Source organism: Corynebacterium sp. p3-SID1194 (assembly GCF_025144155.1).
GTDB lineage: Bacteria > Actinomycetota > Actinomycetes > Mycobacteriales > Mycobacteriaceae > Corynebacterium.
On the sequence record NZ_JALXWY010000007.1, the window covers coordinates 1 to 15,635 of the forward strand.

A 15,635-nucleotide genomic window follows, 5' to 3' on the forward strand; every position below is an offset into this window, starting at 1 on the left:
CCGACATGCGCGAAATGTAAACAGATTCACCACGCCCCTTTTTCGCCCGCAACCCCGACCCGGGTAGGGCGAAAATAAAAACACCGCCGACCGAAGTCAGCGGTGCCTTTATGCTGTGGAGCATAGGAGAATCGAACTCCTGACCTCCTCCTTGCAAGGGAGGCGCTCTACCAATTGAGCTAATGCCCCTTTGTTCCGAACTGGTGGGCCTAGCAAGAATCGAACTTGCGACCTCATCGTTATCAGCGATGCGCTCTAACCGACTGAGCTATAGGCCCGCTCGGAACTGTTAGAACATTACCCAGACGACCGGACTAAAACCAAATCGCCTGGTCATGAAGTTATTTAGCGTTGTTTCATTGCGCCTCTAACACGACTATACGCGCTTTAATCAACGGTAGTCGGTCAACTCGACGCCGAGGCCGCCGACCAGGTCCGCAAGCGCGTTGTAGATGAACGCGGTGAGCGGGGCCATGATGGCTACGGCCACGACGCCAATGGCGCCGGCCAGGGCGGCGAGAGCGATGACGAGCGGGAAGTCGATGATGGTCTCCCCGCCCACGCCGCCGATGAGGGAGTTGATGGACTCCACTACACCGGCGGCATCGACGGCGAGATAGAGCACGGAGACGGCGATCAGCCACGCGGCGAACCCGATGAGCGCCATGAGGATGCCTATTTTGAAGGCGCTCCCGGCGCGGATGCGCGTGACGGTGACGTTGCGTGCGGCCATGCTTTATTCCTTCCCGTCGGAATCAGACTCGTCGTACTCGTGGCTCTCGCCCACCTCGTCGGTCTCGACGGAGTTGACGTTCACGGGCTCGGCACCTTGGTCCAGGGTCTTCTCGCCCTTGGCCACGGCGGTAGCTTCCTGCTCGCCTTCGTCCTCGACGTTGACGTCGATAGCTAGAAGCTCGTTGCCCTCGGCCAGGTCCACGAGGCGGACGCCCATGGTGGCGCGTGACGACGGGCGGATCTGGTTGACCTCGGTACGGATAACACCGCCGGCAGACGTGATGGCGAAGATCTGATCGTCTTCCTCCACCGCGAGTGCGCCGATGAGCTTGCCGCGCTTCGGGGTGTACTTGAAGGTCATGACACCCATGCCGCCGCGGCCCTGCGGGTTGTACTCGGAGATCGGGGTGCGCTTGCCGTAGCCGCCGGAGGTGGCCACGAGGAGGAAGTCATCGTCCTTCACCGTGGTCATTGCCAGCAGCTGGTCGTCGCCGCGGAAGCGCATGCCCTTCACGCCGGCGGTGGCGCGGCCCATCGGGCGGAGCTGCTCGTCGTCGGCGGTAAAGCGGATGGACTGGCCCTGCTCGGAGACGAGCAAGATGTCGTCTTCCGCGCTGACCAGGGAGGCACCAATCAGGGCATCGCCCTCGTTGAGGTTGATGGCGATCAGGCCGGCAGAACGTGCGGATTCGTAGTCGGTCAGGCGGGACTTCTTCACGCGGCCGTCGCGGGTGGCCAGGACCAGGTACGGGGCGTCCTGGTAGGTCTGGATCTGGATGATCTGCGCGATCTTTTCTTCCGGCTGGAATTCCAGCAGGTTGGCCACGTGCTGGCCGCGTGCGGTGCGGCCTGCCTCCGGCAGCTCGTAGGCCTTCAGGCGGTAGACGCGGCCGAAGTTGGTGAAGAAGAGGATCCAGTCGTGGGTGGAGCAGATGAAGAAGTTCTTCACCACGTCGTCCTGCTTCAGTTCGGCGCCGCGCACGCCCTTGCCGCCGCGCTTCTGCGACTTGTAGGCATCGACCTTGGTGCGCTTAGCGTAGCCGGTCGCGGTGATGGTGACGACGACGTTCTCGCGCGCGATCAAGTCTTCCTCGGTCACGTCGCCGGTGGCTGCGACAAGGCGGGTGCGGCGCGCATCGCCATGCTTATCGACGACCTCCTTCAGCTCCTCAGCCACAATCGCACGCTGGCGCTCCGGCTTGGCCAGGATGTCCTTGTAATCAGCGATCTCGGCCTCGATGGCGGCCAGATCGTCGACGATCTTCTGGCGCTCGAGAGCGGCCAGCCGGCGCAGCTGCATGGCGAGGATGGCATCGGCCTGGATCTCGTCGACGTCGAGAAGCTCCATGAGGCCCGTGCGCGCCTCGTCGACCGTCGGGGAACGGCGGATCAGCGCAATGACCTCGTCGAGCATGTCCAAAGCCTTGACCAAGCCGCGCAAGATGTGGGCGCGCTTTTCTGCTTCGTCGAGGCGGTACTGGGTGCGCCGGACAATGACCTCGATCTGGTGGGCCACGTAGTAGCGGAGCATTTGGTCGAGGCGGAGGGTGCGGGGCACTCCGTCGACAAGCGAGAGCATGTTGGCGCTGAAGTTCGACTCGAGCGGCGAGTGCTTGTACAGGTTGTTGAGCACAACGCGCGGCACGGCATCGCGCTTGAGCGTGACCACGATGCGCATGCCCACGCGGTCGGAGGACTCGTCCTCGATCTTGGAGATGCCGGTGAGCTTGCCCGCGGCGACCTGCTCGGCGATGCCGGAAATGAAATTATCCGGGTTGACGTTGTACGGCAGCTCCGTGATCACGATGACCTGGCGGGTGCCGATTTCCTCGATCTCGGTGACACCGCGCATGCGGATGGAACCACGGCCGGTGGTGTAGGCGTCCTTGATGCCCTGGTCGCCGACGATAAGTCCTGCGGTGGGGAAATCCGGGCCCTTGACGCGCTCCATGCACGCGTCGAGCGTGGCCTTGTCGTCCGCGTCGTGGTTGTCCAGAATCCAGTAGATCGCTTCGGCCAGCTCGCCCAGGTTGTGCGGCGGGATGTTGGTGGCCATGCCCACGGCGATACCCGAAGAGCCGTTGAGCAGCAGGTTCGGCACACGCGACGGGAGCACGACCGGCTCCTGCGCCTTGCCGTCGTAGTTGGGCACGAAGTCCACGGCGTTCTCGCGGATATCGCGCACCATTTCCATGGACAGCGGAGTCATTCGGCACTCCGTGTAACGCATGGCCGCCGGGCCGTCGTTGCCGCGGGAGCCGAAGTTGCCCTGGCCGTCCACCAGCGGGTAGCGCATGACCCACGGCTGCGCGAGGCGCACCAGGGTGTCGTAAATAGCGGAGTCACCGTGCGGGTGGAATTGACCCATCGTGTCGGAGACCGGGCGCGCGGACTTCACGTACGAGCGCTCCGGGCGGTAGCCGGAGTCGTACATTGCGTAGACAATGCGGCGGTGCACGGGCTTCATGCCGTCGCGCACGTCAGGCAGTGCGCGGCCGACGATGACGCTCATCGCGTAGTCGATGTAGCTGGTCTGCATCTCCTCGTTGATGTCAATGGGGAGGATGCGGTCGCCCTCGCTACCGCCACCGAAAATATCGTCACTCAAAGTTGAGGCCTTTCAGTTAGAGATAGTTCATAGAGCAGTTTACGCGCCGTGAGAACCATTCCCCCGCTCACATGCGGTATCAGAGTGATACCATCACGATCATGGCTATGACGCTCAGGCTGTCCGCTGAAGAGGACCGCGCGCTCGTCCTGCTCGCCAGCGCATGGGGGTGCAGCAAACAGGAAGCAGCGAAACGCGCGGTGGTCATTTCAGCAAGCAGATTGCTTGACGACGCCGCCGTGGCCTCCCTCGCCAACGACACCGTCCCCGGCCGCGCCGCGTTGCAGGCCCGCATCCGCCGTGCCCGACCCAATGAGACGGATTAAACCCCACCACATCCCCACACACACCAATCATGAAACCTTTAAGCCCTGAGCAACTGCTCATCATCGCCGACGAGTGCTGCACGAAGTGGGGCACGACCGTGCGGAGCTATTCCGCGATCTGCGCTGCCGTGGCGATTCCCGGCGCGAAGCTGGACGGCCTGCCGGTCTTCGACTCCCCCACCGCTGCTGCCGCCGCTCTCGCACGCGGCATCGAGCGCCTCGAGCCGCTCACCGATTTCAATGCTCCCTTCGCCGATATCGCCAGGGAGATCTATCAGCGCTGGTGCGAGCGAGACTGATGCGCCCGGCATAAGTTTGTTCTAGTTTCCGCCAAAGAGCTGGTCGGTAAAATGCGGGGCATGAAAAAGCTCACCTCTGCTGCTGTTGCAGCCGCACTGTCCGCATCCTTGCTCGTCGCTCCCACCGCTGTCGCGGCGGATAATGGCGGCAGCTCCAGCTCCTCGGCTGATTCTGTGACAAGGAATAAGGACAACGCTGACGCCATTCCAGACGGGTACGAAGTGCCGGAGCAGCCGCCGTTGGGCAGCGCATACACCGGTTCGGCCTCGTTCTCGATCTTCCTGGCCACCGCCGCCACCACTGCGATTCTGGGTGTCATTGCGCAGTACCCGCCGATCCAAAAGGAACTGCAGAAGGTCAATGCCCAGTGGATGGATATCCAGCGCCAGGCGATGAATGAGCTCCAGAAGTTCCTTCCCCTCCCGCAGCAGAACCAGGGGCGGAACCAGCCGAAAAACCAACCGCAGCGCCAGAACCAGCAGCAACAGGCCCAGTAGCCTGCCCGCAAGCAGTGACAAACGCGACACTCCCCCACCTTATGTAGCGGAGCTCTGAAACGTTTGTTACATTTGTGCCTGTTGTGGTTGCAGTGATTCATGTGAACCTGTGGCGGAAGAACTGCAACTTGAATGGGAATCAGCGGTCCCGCGAGCACCGACAAGGGTGAACGCGCGGGACCGTTTCCCTGTTGCTGGACCCGTTCGCAGATCAAAAAGACAGTTAATATGGTCCGCGTGACTGACTTGAAATCTCTCCTGAATGACTCCACCCGCACCGAGGTCGTCGCCGACCTGACTACGCTGGCGGATACGACCATCAGTAACCAGTCGGGTCTGACCGGCATGGCATTGAAATCCGCTGTCGGCGCCGCGAAGAAGGCGGACGCGGATGCGCTGAGCAAGGGCATCAACCAGCTCATGCCGAGCATCGTCGAGGAGCTCACACCCCACTGGGAGTCCTACGAGGGTTCCGGCACAGCCAGCTTTGGCGCGCACCTCGCCGACAACGAGGACAGCGTCACCGAGTCCGTGCTGAAGATCGGCGATTCCTTCGCCGACCGCGCGCCGGGTCCAGTGCAGAAGGTGTACTCCTCCATGCGCGGCAAGGTGGGCAAGATCGTCGCCCCGGCACTGCCGGAATTCGGCGACATCATCGAGCGCCACGCAAAGTAGCAAACGCGCACTACACCCGCGCCTAGGCCGCCATTTGCAGAAATTGGTAGCGTGGGCGGGCAAGACACGGGGTGCCCTGCTCAAGCAGGGCTGAGATCACACCCGCCGAACCTGATCGAAGCCATCTTCGCGGAGGGATTGTCTTGCAACGGCCCCCGTGTCCGCTAGTTCCACGTCAACTGGAAGGACACAACATTGACTAGATTCAGCGACGAGCTGCGCGATGCCCACCGCGAGAAGTGGGACGCCGCAGTGGGCCACCGTTTCGTGCAGGAGCTTTTCGACGGCACGATTGACGACGGTGTCATGGCCGGTTACCTCGTGCAGGACTACCGCTTCCTGGATAGCTTCCTCCAGCTTCTCGGTGCTGCGATGTCCACCGCGGACGAGCTCGCCCCGCGTCTGCGTCTCTCCCAGTTCATCGGCGAGGTCGCGGGCGATGAGAACACGTATTTCCTCCGCTCCTTCGAGGAGCTCGGCGTGACTGAGGAGCAGCGCGACAACACCCCGGACACCGCAGCATGCGCCGGCTTCACCGGCCTGATGCGCGAGGCAGCCGAGACCCGCTCCTACGCCGCCGCCCTCGGCGTGCTCGTCGTGGCGGAGTGGCTGTACCTCGACTGGGCCACGAACGCCCCGGAGAAGAGGCCGGAGAGCTTCGTCCACAACGAGTGGATCGAGCTGCACGACTACCCGGAGTTCCACGACCTGGTGGAGTTCCTCCGCAGCGAGGTCGACCGCGTCGGCCCGGACAACCGCGAGGTCGTCGAGGAGTACTTCGGCCGCGCCGTGGCGCTGGAGCTGGACTTCTTCAACAATTCCTACGAGCAACCGCTAGAGGTGTAAAAACATGAGTCTCTTGGAGCTTCTCAAGCAGGACTCCCCCGAGTGGGATGCCTACATCCACCACAAGTTCGTCGAAGATCTCGGCGAGGGCACTCTGCCCCTTCCGGTCTTTCAGGACTACCTGGTGCAGGATTACCTCTTCCTCGTGCAGTACGCCCGCGCGAACGCGCTCGCCGCGTACAAGTCCCGCACGTTGGCGGAGGTTGAATCCGCGGCGCAGGGCCTGTCCGCCACCATTCATGAGACGAATCTCCACCGTCGCCTGACGGAGCGCTGGGGCATTTCCACCGAGGAGCTTGAGCGCGCGCCGGAGAAGAAGTCCACGGTGGCTTACACCCGCTACGTGCTCGACACGGGCATGGCGGGCGACCTGCTGGAGCTGCAGATCGCGCTTGCGCCGTGCCAAATCGGTTATGCCGAGATCGGCACCTACCTCGAGCCGAAGCTGAAGGAGAACCCGGACCACCCGTACGCGGAGTGGATCCAGGAATACGCCGGCGACGATTTCCAGAACCAAGCGGTAGCCATGACGACGCTTCTCGACGACCTACTGGGGGTGCCCGCCGAGGAGATCAAGGGCACGAAGCGCTTCGAGCGCCTACTGGATATTTTCCGTACAGCAACTCGCCTGGAAGCCGACTTCTGGCAGCAGGCGCTCGACAGCTAGCGCACCCCCTACCCCACTGCCAAACACCTGCTGAACACCGTTCAAAACATGCTGCATGCTGCTATTTGGCGGTGAGTGGTCTACATTTATCGCTATGGCTACACCCGCTTCAGTGAACGAACCCGACATCCTCGACATCGCGCGAGAGAAATGCCTGGAAAACGGCGAAGGACTCTCCCAAGGTGAGATCTACCGGGCTCTCACCATCGAGGATGAACGGTTGCAGGAACTACTCGATCTCGCCCACCAGGTCCGGATCAAGCACTGCGGTGTCGAGATCTCTCTCGAAGGCATCATTTCCTTAAAGACCGGCGGGTGCCCGGAGGACTGTAGCTTCTGCTCCCAGTCCGGGCTGTTCGAATCCCCCGTCCGCTCTGTCACACTCGACACAGCAGAACTAGTCGAGGCCGCGAAGCAATCCGAGAAGATGGGCGCGAGCGAGTTCTGCATCGTTGCCGCTGTGAAGAGCCCGACGGAGTCCCTGCTCGACCAAGTCGCCCAGGCGATCGTCGCAATCAACAACGAGGTGGACATTTCCATCTCCGCCTCGCTCGGCACACTGACCCGCGAGGATGCCCACCGGCTCTCGCAGATGGGTGTCATGCGCTACAACCACAACCTGGAGACAGCGAAGTCGTTCTTCCCCAACGTCGTCACCACACACACGTGGCAGGAGCGTAGGGACACCTTGGAGAATGTCTTGGCGGAGGGAATGGAGACCTGCTCCGGCGGGATCATCGGTCTCGGCGAAAGTCTTGAGCAGCGCGCCGAGTTCGCCGCTCAGCTCGCTGAAATCAATCCGCACGAAACACCGATCAACTTCCTCGATCCCCGCCCTGGGACCCCGTTCGCTGACCGACCCTTGGTTCCCCAGGGCGAAGCCCTGCGTGCGGTCGCCGCTCTCCGACTCGCCATGCCGTCGACACAGCTTCGTTTCGCCGGCGGTACTGAGCTTGCGCTCGGGGATGACGGCACAGAAACGGGTCTCCTTGGCGGGGCTAATGCCATCATCGGCGGCAACTACCTGACGACATTCGGCCGGCCGATCGAAAAAGACCGTGATGCGGTCGACCGCGCCATGGAGTCCCCGCGAAACCTTCCCATCACGCCCGTCGGCCAGAAACAACGCACCGACCACGGCGTCCTGTACAGCACGTTGAAGTCGCTCTAGTGAGAATCCCCGATTCAACGGAATTGGCCGACGCAGTGTTGAGCGGCGAGATCCAATTACCTTTTGATCCGGCGCGACCCTATGACGCACCTCGGATCTGCCCGTTGTGCGAGCGCCGGATGGTCGTGAAAATGAACCCTGTGGCTTGGGAAGCTATTTGCTCACGCCACGGGATTCTCCGCTCGGAGTGGCTGGAACGCTAGGTTCTGAGCCCGACCCACCCCGACTTAGAGCGACGCCACGAATTTATCCAGCCGGTCGGCGACCCGCTCCGGCTTACGCGCCCACTTCGTGTGCCCCAGTCCCCCGATCAACTGTTCAACATGAACATTGTCGGGGTCGAATTTATCTGCCAGGTACGCCGCAGATGCCAATGTGCAGTCATCGTCGTCAGTGAAACGTGTCAGCAGAATCGGAACGGTGACGTCCTTCATTCCTGCTTCGTAATCGATGTCTTGGCCCCGCAGATTAGCCAAGGAATTTGAGTGCGCGAACCGAGTCCACTCCTCCACGTGCACACCCGACTGTCGACCGTACCCGGCTAGGTCGACGCGTCCCGCCGGCCAGTAGCCGACGACCTTGGACACGGCAGTCATGAAAAGGCTTCCCAGCGCTACACGACGGCGGTCCGCCCCCACGAAGCTTTCCTTGTACGGGCTGCCGGTGCCCACGCCCATCATGCCCACCACATTGAGCTCTTTCGCCTCCGGGCGCGCGAGGAACAGCGACGCCACCTGACCGCCCATCGAGTGCGTCAGCAGCACAGTCGGGTGGTCTGTCGGCAGACCCAGCTCCTCTTTTGCCGCGCGGATCGTCCTAGGGTAATCCTCCGAGGCGGTGTCGTGGTAGCCCCAGCGCGCCTTGCGCGACGCTTTGGCCTTGCTCCTCCCCTGCCCGCGGAGCTCACCGATCACGACCGGGTAGCCGCGGTCCGCCAGTTCCTGCGCCGTGGGCCGGAAGTACCGCGCACCCATGCCGAAGCCGGGCCAAATAGCAACCAACGGCTTATCGACGTTCCCCGCTCCCCCCTTTGCCGGAAACACGAACACCGGCGAGGTGGTCCCGTCCGGCAAGGTCACATCTGCGTTGACGAAGGTGTAGTCGCGTGAATGACTGTTTTCGCTCATGAAGCTAGTGTGCCAGATCACAGACCTAGATAAGCGGAAACGGCCGCCCGAGCTCATGCTCGAACGGCCACCAGCCACCTTCCCCCATGCTCCTCACGGAGAGGAGCCGGAAGGATTCGATTTAGTTCTGAGAACCTTTACTGCTAGAGGAGTTCTCCGAGTTCTCAGACTTGCCGGACTTGCCGGAGCTGCCTTCCCTGCGGGAGGAGCCGCGGTCCTGCTGTGCAGAACTACCGCTCTTCGCTGGCTCGCCACCATCCGGCTTGGAAGAACCCGCACCACCGATGGAGGTCTTGGCTTCACCCACTGGGCTAGAGCACCAGTCGTAGAGGACGGCGCCTGCAGCAACCATTGCCAGGATGACACCGGCTCCCTGTCCGATCTTCTGGATGGCCGGGTCATTCGCGTAGCCCTGCAGCTGCGCATTGGCCGCGTTCACGCGACTAACAATTTCATTGAACTGTTCATTGTCATGACCGTGGTGGCCAAAGCCGAAGTCCGGCGTGTTACGACGGATCTCTTCCTGGATCTGCGCATTCAGTGCGTTGAACTGACCCTGGACCTGACCGATGTACGGCTGGGCCAGCTTGCCGCCAACCTGAGAAAGCAGAGCGATCGGGAGCAGCCACAGCAGCGGGGATCGCACCGCGTTACCGAAGCAACGCTTCGCAGTCTCGCTACCGGACGAACCCTGCTGATTCGGATCCTCCGGCTTGCCTGGCTCTTCCGGTTTGCCTGGCTCTTCCGGTTTAGCCGGCTCGTCGGCCTTCGGGTAGCTCGCTTCGATGCGAATCGGGGTGATCACCTCAGCACCATCGGTCCGCTCGTAGTCCAACTCCACCGGGGTGACCTGGCCGTTAAAGCCCTTCTCCGGGTCGAAGCTGACTTCGCCGGTCTCCGGGTTGACCTTCCACACGCCCTGGCCCTCGACGGTGAGGGTACGTCCGTCGTCACTGAGGGTTCCGCCGTTGACCGGACGGAATTTCAGTGAGTCGTTGTCAACCAGCGGATCACGCAGCGCCAGCGCCAGCGGGGTATCCGGCTTGCCCTTAGCGATGATCGTGCCACCGACAACCTTGACTTCGACCTCCTTGACCGGGACCTCGACCGTGGTCGTGACCGGGTCAGCAGTCTCGGTTTCAGTGATGGTCGTCGGCACCGGCTCACCGGTGACAGTAGTGGTCACCACGGTCGTCTCCGGGTCCGGAGTGATCGTCGTCGTCACGGGCTCGCCCTGCTCGGTAACAGTGGTCGTGACCGGGGACGGCGTCACCGTCGTGGTCAGCAGCGACGTCACCGGCGTCGGGGTGACGGTGGTGGTGAAGTGCTTCTCAATCACATTCGTGATCGTCGCGGTCACCGTCTCCGTGGTGCGCTCGGTGGTCGTCTCCGTTGTCTTCTCGGTGGATTTCTCCGTCACCGTCGTCGGCACGGTAGTCGGAACCGTCGTCGGAACTTCCTTAGTGGTCGTCAGCGTCGTCGGCTCACCATTGACCGTGGTCGTGATCGTCTCGGTCGTCTTCTCCGTCGTCGGAACCGGCTTTTCCACGGTCGTCGGAACCGTTGTCGACACAGTGGTCGGGTCGACCTTGGTGCCCACGCGGATGACCGCCTTCTTGGGCTCCTTCGTGCGCTCCGTGGTGATCTTGGGCTCGCCAACCGGCTTACCGTCCTTGATCTCCTGGACCGAAGTGATGGTCTCGACTCCGTTCTCGCCCTGCAGGTCCACTTTCTGGGTACCAGCCGGCAGGGAGTCATCCAGGATGAACTCAGTCGGGTACTCCAGCTGACGAGTCTCGGTGGACTTCAACGTCTGGTCAGAGATCGTCGGACCATACTCGATGATCTGCTCAACCGGCTGCTTAGTCACCTTCTCAGTGGTGTCCACCTTAGAGGTGTTGTCCTTCGCGGTGAAGTCGGCGGTGAATTCCTTCTCGCCGTACTCACCCTCCTGGACGACCTTCATCTCTCCCGGCTTCAACTCCGGGTTCACCCGCACGATCGTGTCGTACGGCAGCGGCGCGACCCACGTTGCCTTGTTCGTTGCCTCAGCAGGCTTGGTGCCGACAGTGACAATCTTCTCAACCGGCTCTTCAATGATCTCCTCAGTGATCTTCGGGTCGCCCGGCTTGGAGTTGACAATGTCACGTTCGATCGTCACATTCTTCTTGCCTGGCTTACCTTCCTGAGTGACCTTGGATTCGCCCGGCTTCAGGCTCGGGTCGTAGATGACCTTCACATCGAACGGAACCTCAGCCTCAACGGTCTCAGTGTTCGTACCGGTGGTCTTGGTACCAACGCGGATCTTGGCGTTCTTCGGCGCCTTAGTCTGTTCGGTGGTCACAGTCGGATCGCCAGAAGGCTTCCCGTCGACAATCTTCTGGGTAGAGGTGACGACTTCCGTACCTAGCTCACCTTGCTGATCAACAACCTGCTCACCTGCATCGAGGGAGTCATCAAAGACAATCTCCGTCTCAAACGGAACAGGCTTTTCAACCTTGGTCACCACAGAGGTGTCCTCAGCCGCCGGGCCGTACTCGATGATCTCGTTGACCGGATCCTTAGTCTGCTTCTCCTCCGGAGTCACCGTTGCCTGGTCGCCCTTAGCGGTGAAGTCAGCCGTGTAGGTCTTCTCACCCGGAACACCCTTCTGGGCAACCTTGATCTCACCCGGCTTCAACTCCGGATTCGGACGGGTCTCAACCTCAAACGGAACCTGAGCAGTCCACGTCACCTTCTCCGAAGCCTCAGACGGCTTCGTACCGACGGTGATGACCTGGTCGACAGGCTGCTTAGTGATCTCTTCGGTGATCTCCGGGTTGCCCGGCTTGGAGTTGACGATGTCGCGCTTGATCGTCACCGTCTTCTCACCCGGAACGCCCGGCGTGGTCACCTTGGACTCACCAGCAGGCATGTTCGGGTCGTACTTCACGACGACCTTGAACGGAGCCTCAGCCTTGTAAGTCTCGGTGTTCGTACCAGTGGTCTTGGTACCAACGCGGATGATCTGCTCCGTCGGCTCCTTGGTGCGTTCAGTGGTGACGGTCGGATCGCCAGAAGGCTTACCGTCGACAAGCTTCTGCGTAGAGGTCTCAACCTCGGTTCCGAGCTCACCTTGCTGATCGACGACCTGCTTACCTTCTTCGAGGGTGTTATCGAAGACGACCTTGGTGGTGAACGGAATCGGCTTTTCGGTCTTGGTCACCAGCTCGCTCGGAGCAAGGCCCGGGCCGTACTCGACGATCCGCTTGACAGGCTCCTTGGTGGTCTCTTCCTCGACTACCTCAGCCTTATCACCCTCAGCAGCGAACTTAGCGGTGTAGGTCTTCTCACCGTTCTCACCTTCCTGGACAACCCGGGTTTCACCAGGCTTCAGGTCCGGGTTCTCGCGAACCTCGGTCGGGTACGGGAGCGGAACCTTCCAGGTCACTTCCTCGGCGCTCTTGGCAGGCTTGGTGCCGACGACCACGACCTCGTTAGTCGGTGCCGTGGTCTGCTCCCAGGTACCGTCCTTCTTCTGCTTCTCCTCGCCGGGCTTGCCTTCAGTTTCTACCTTGTAGGTGCCAGCCGGAATGGTGTCGTCGTACTTGTACTCGACCTTAAACGGGACCTCACGCGTCGGAACGTCGACGACGTTGACGACAGCATAAGCCGTGTCCGTAGAGCCGTCCTCGTAGGTGACGGTGACGGGAATCTTAACCTGGTCGCCCGGCTTCGCATCCGCAGGTGCGGTTGCGGTGACCTGGCCATTTTCGTCGATGGTCGCGGTCCAGCCAGCGGGAATGGTGCCCAGCTTGTACGGGTTTTCCTTCGCGACGTTGACGTTGTCCGGCTTTTCGAGAGTCACCGGCAACTTCGCACTCTCACCCGGGTAAACCGTTTCCTCAGGATAGGTCGGATCTACCTCCCAGTTGTTAGTCAGTTTCACCACGGTGGTGACGGGAACCTTCGGGGCAGCCCCGTCCGGTGCCGTAACGGTGACGTTGACGGTGTTCTGATCGCCCGGCTTAGCGTTTGCTGGCGGGGTGGAAGAAACGACACCGGTCTCTGGGTCGACCGTGTACTTCCAGCCGTCAACTTCCTGTTCGGTGATCGGTGCGCCGTTCTCGTCGTTGCCGAAGGAGAACTTCGAGCCCTTCGGAGCATCCTGGACCTGGTGCTTGACAGCCTGGTTCGGGCCGGTGACCTTGACGTCGTAAGTCGGCGCAATGTCGCTCTTCAAGACAACGACGGTGCCCTTGACCTCCTGTGGCTTGTCGGCGTTGTCGTAGTGCGCGAGCACCGGAACATTCAGGATGTAGCCCTCGGGGGCGGTCCGCGGGATCGTGGTAGTGATCTCGCCGGTCGTCTCGTCGATCTTGACGGTCCACGTGCCGCTGTCGTCAGTGTGGGTGTACTCGGTCTTGCCTTCCGGGAAGGTGTAACGCTTCGGAGCTTCATCGGTCGTGTTGCCGCTCAGTCCGCGCTCCGGAAGCTCAGGCTTGAGAGTGACCTTGGCAGTCGGCTTATTGGTCACCGTGTCGTAGGTAGGGATCTTGATATCGACGATCGCCTGGAACTGGGTCTCGATCTCGTCGGTGGTCTGGTCTGGGTAGGTCGCCTTGACCGTCGGGGTGATGATTGTGCCCGGCGCGACGGTATCGTCCGCCTTCGCGGTGACCTTGCCAGTCTCGTCGACAGTGACAGTCCAGCCTTCGGGAACGGTGGACGGGTCGATCTCGAACTTAGCAGGGTGAACCGGCTTGTGGCCCTTCATGATGGACTTGGTGCCCACCTGGGCGGTGAGCTCGTCACCAATCGTGCCCTTTGTCAGACTCGGGCGAACAAGGTCGGTGACCTGGGTGTTGTTCGGGTCAACAACCACGAGCAGCTCAAGCCTGTCCGTGGAACCGTTGGAGTACTCGACGGTGACCACCGGACGGGCGAATGTGCCCGGCTTCGGGTTCTCCGGAGCGGTGACGGTGACGTTGTAGTCCTCGTCCATCTCGACGTTCCAGCCCTCATAGACGTACTTCTCGTCGAGGGAAACCTTGGCTTCGAAGCCGCCGTCGCCCTTCTTCTTCGCCAGGTCCTTGATCAGGTCTGGGACCTGGGTGAAGGTCACCTTCTGTGGCTCGGTAGCAATCGGACCGGTAGCACTATCGACGCCCGAAATAATCGAAGCGTCTACCTTGTCGTATTTCGGGTCGTGGTACTCGGTGTCGTCCAGGGAGAACGCCTTGGAGTCGATGACGTTCGCCGTGTTATAACGCGTCAGCGAGTTCGAGCTGTCGAAGGTCTTGCCATTGCCGCCAGTGTTGTTATTAGCGGCATTCTGGAGCTGGTCAACGGTACGTGGCTTCGCCAGAACGGAGAAGTTCACGTTCTTGTCCGTCGCCAGGTCGGTACCACGGTATTCAGGCCAGGTGAAGTAGATGTCGCCGGTCGCTTCGTCGATGCGCAGCCGCTGCTCACCGCCGGAGACGGACGGATCCGTGGTGCCGATGAACTTGCCGTTGCCGTCGTACGCTTCCACGACCATACGGGACATCGAGTCATCGTCCTGCACAGCAGGAACGTTGATCGTACCGACCTTGGTTTCCTCACCAGGGACGATCACATGCTTCTCAGATATTTCGGCAGTCTCCCACGAGACCGTGATCGGGTTACATTCGTTGTTCTCGCTCGGCCACGGGTTTACAGCAGCGGAGAAAGACGCATTGGTCCCCTTGGTGGCTTTCGAGCCTTCAGGATTGTCCTGCTTGTAGTTGCCCTGCCAGGCGTAACGCACAGGGTTATCGGCAGTGGCCGACGCGAACTGCTTGACTTCCTCGTCGGTCAGATCTGCTCCGAGATTCAAGTTTCGCAGTGAGCGACCAGAACTAGAGATGAAGATGCTTTCGTCGGCCTTGTGGGTGACCCTTTTATCAATAAAGGTCTGGCCGGCCTCCATGGAAGACACCTTGCCGGGATCCAAGACTGTGCTAAGGGGCCCTGAATTGGAAAAGTACCAATCGGCGAACGTGCGGTCCTTCGAGTTATCAAAGGAGAAGCTCAGGCCCCAGGCTTTCTTGTCGGGGCTGGTCCCACTCGGCTCCAGGGTGTTCCAGGTGAAACCTGCCTGGCTTCCGCTCGGCTCACGGCTGCTAACGACACACGAACCGGCCGGCAGGTCGGACGCCCGCTGGTCGCCCTTCTCTACCGCGCCGGACTTATCACGGATGCCACCGGAGAGTTCTGCTGCAGCAGCCTCCGTGGCAACGGGGCCGGGGCCGACGACGCTAATGCCGCCGAGCGCTAACGCGATGGTGGACACGGCGGCGATGCCGGCGCGAGACGTCCTTTTGAGGCGCTGAGATGATTCAGTCACTTCTACTCCTGTTTGATAATCACGGACCAAAGCGCTGCTACACGGGCTGTGAACCGCGAACACCACGAGCCACCCAAGGCCGTGGTGATAATTTGAATAAATTTGCCAGCTTCATGACAGGTCCTTCTAGCTTCCCATGCAGTTACGTTCACCGTCAAGTGTCCTATCTGCGCTTATGCAGGGAGGAACCGAATATATTCAGTCCCCTAAAAATATTGATTCCTGGATGGACTCATCAGTCATCATCAACGGGGCAAACGGGCAGAAATGTGATCTAAAGATCCGTCTTAGGGTTTGTGATTTTCAACACTTACTCACGCAAAGCAAGATGCCC

11 protein-coding genes, 2 tRNA genes and 1 riboswitch are annotated in these 15,635 nt (G+C 61.1%); of the genes, 7 read left to right on the forward strand and 6 right to left on the reverse strand.

The genetic code is table 11. From position 1 onward, the window contains the following. Positions 1-116: 116 nt before the first annotated feature. The 4 genes from M3G19_RS06310 to gyrA all read right to left on the reverse strand — a co-directional run bounded on the left by M3G19_RS06310 (position 117) and on the right by gyrA (position 3,274). Positions 117-189: transfer RNA gene (locus M3G19_RS06310), tRNA-Ala, on the reverse strand. A gap of 12 nt (positions 190-201) precedes the next feature. Further along, positions 202-278: transfer RNA gene (locus M3G19_RS06315), tRNA-Ile, on the reverse strand. Between the two features lie 113 nt (positions 279-391). Next, positions 392-733: a DUF3566 domain-containing protein gene (locus M3G19_RS06320; protein WP_259901613.1), complete on the reverse strand. Its 342-nt coding sequence runs from the start codon at positions 731-733 to the stop codon at positions 392-394. Between the two features lie 3 nt (positions 734-736). Next, positions 737-3,274, reverse strand: coding sequence for a DNA gyrase subunit A (gyrA, locus tag M3G19_RS06325; RefSeq protein ID WP_396121758.1), 2,538 nt, complete (start codon positions 3,272-3,274; stop codon positions 737-739). Positions 3,275-3,444: 170 nt separating this feature from the next. Between gyrA and M3G19_RS06330 the strand changes: the two genes are divergently transcribed. The 7 genes from M3G19_RS06330 to bioB all read left to right on the forward strand — a co-directional run bounded on the left by M3G19_RS06330 (position 3,445) and on the right by bioB (position 7,825). After that, positions 3,445-3,669, forward strand: coding sequence for a CopG family transcriptional regulator (locus M3G19_RS06330; protein WP_259901615.1), 225 nt, complete (start codon positions 3,445-3,447; stop codon positions 3,667-3,669). Positions 3,670-3,698: 29 nt separating this feature from the next. Then, positions 3,699-3,968, forward strand: coding sequence for a TetR family transcriptional regulator (locus M3G19_RS06335; RefSeq protein ID WP_259901617.1), 270 nt, complete (start codon positions 3,699-3,701; stop codon positions 3,966-3,968). A gap of 60 nt (positions 3,969-4,028) precedes the next feature. Next, entirely contained in the window at positions 4,029-4,466 is a 438-nt protein-coding gene (locus M3G19_RS06340; RefSeq protein WP_259901619.1) for a hypothetical protein, read from the forward strand. A gap of 228 nt (positions 4,467-4,694) precedes the next feature. Further along, positions 4,695-5,141 carry a DUF6918 family protein gene (locus M3G19_RS06345; protein WP_259901621.1) on the forward strand — a complete coding sequence of 149 codons (447 nt, stop codon included), beginning with the start codon at positions 4,695-4,697 and terminating at the stop codon, positions 5,139-5,141. Between the two features lie 57 nt (positions 5,142-5,198). After that, a riboswitch (TPP riboswitch) is annotated at positions 5,199-5,297 on the forward strand. Positions 5,298-5,336: 39 nt separating this feature from the next. Further along, positions 5,337-5,987 (forward strand): TenA family protein, encoded by a 651-nt coding sequence (locus M3G19_RS06350; protein WP_259901623.1) that lies wholly within the window; start codon positions 5,337-5,339, stop codon positions 5,985-5,987. Between the two features lie 4 nt (positions 5,988-5,991). Further along, a complete protein-coding gene (tenA, locus tag M3G19_RS06355; protein WP_259901627.1) occupies positions 5,992-6,654 on the forward strand; it encodes a thiaminase II in 663 nt (220 codons plus the stop codon). 94 nt (positions 6,655-6,748) lie between these two features. Then, complete coding sequence (gene bioB / locus M3G19_RS06360; RefSeq protein ID WP_259901629.1) at positions 6,749-7,825, forward strand: biotin synthase BioB; 1,077 nt, start codon at positions 6,749-6,751, stop codon at positions 7,823-7,825. A gap of 227 nt (positions 7,826-8,052) precedes the next feature. On the opposite strand, the gene M3G19_RS06365 is transcribed toward bioB, so the two are convergent. After that, on the reverse strand, positions 8,053-8,952 hold the full coding sequence (locus M3G19_RS06365) for an alpha/beta fold hydrolase (RefSeq protein ID WP_259901630.1): 900 nt from the start codon (positions 8,950-8,952) through the stop codon (positions 8,053-8,055). 121 nt (positions 8,953-9,073) lie between these two features. Continuing rightward, the gene (locus M3G19_RS06370) at positions 9,074-15,301 is read right to left on the reverse strand and encodes a G5 domain-containing protein (protein WP_259901637.1); all 6,228 of its coding nucleotides are present in this window, start codon (positions 15,299-15,301) and stop codon (positions 9,074-9,076) included. Between the last annotated feature and the right edge of the window lie 334 nt (positions 15,302-15,635).

Coding starts and splice junctions, on each gene's coding strand:
- M3G19_RS06320 (WP_259901613.1), bottom strand. CDS start 733: ATGGCCGCACGCAACGTCACCGTCACGCGCATCCGCGCCGGGAGCGCC.
- gyrA (WP_396121758.1), bottom strand. CDS start 3,274: ATGCAGACCAGCTACATCGACTACGCGATGAGCGTCATCGTCGGCCGC.
- M3G19_RS06330 (WP_259901615.1), top strand. CDS start 3,445: ATGGCTATGACGCTCAGGCTGTCCGCTGAAGAGGACCGCGCGCTCGTC.
- M3G19_RS06335 (WP_259901617.1), top strand. CDS start 3,699: ATGAAACCTTTAAGCCCTGAGCAACTGCTCATCATCGCCGACGAGTGC.
- M3G19_RS06340 (WP_259901619.1), top strand. CDS start 4,029: ATGAAAAAGCTCACCTCTGCTGCTGTTGCAGCCGCACTGTCCGCATCC.
- M3G19_RS06345 (WP_259901621.1), top strand. CDS start 4,695: ATGGTCCGCGTGACTGACTTGAAATCTCTCCTGAATGACTCCACCCGC.
- tenA (WP_259901627.1), top strand. CDS start 5,992: ATGAGTCTCTTGGAGCTTCTCAAGCAGGACTCCCCCGAGTGGGATGCC.
- bioB (WP_259901629.1), top strand. CDS start 6,749: ATGGCTACACCCGCTTCAGTGAACGAACCCGACATCCTCGACATCGCG.
- M3G19_RS06365 (WP_259901630.1), bottom strand. CDS start 8,952: ATGAGCGAAAACAGTCATTCACGCGACTACACCTTCGTCAACGCAGAT.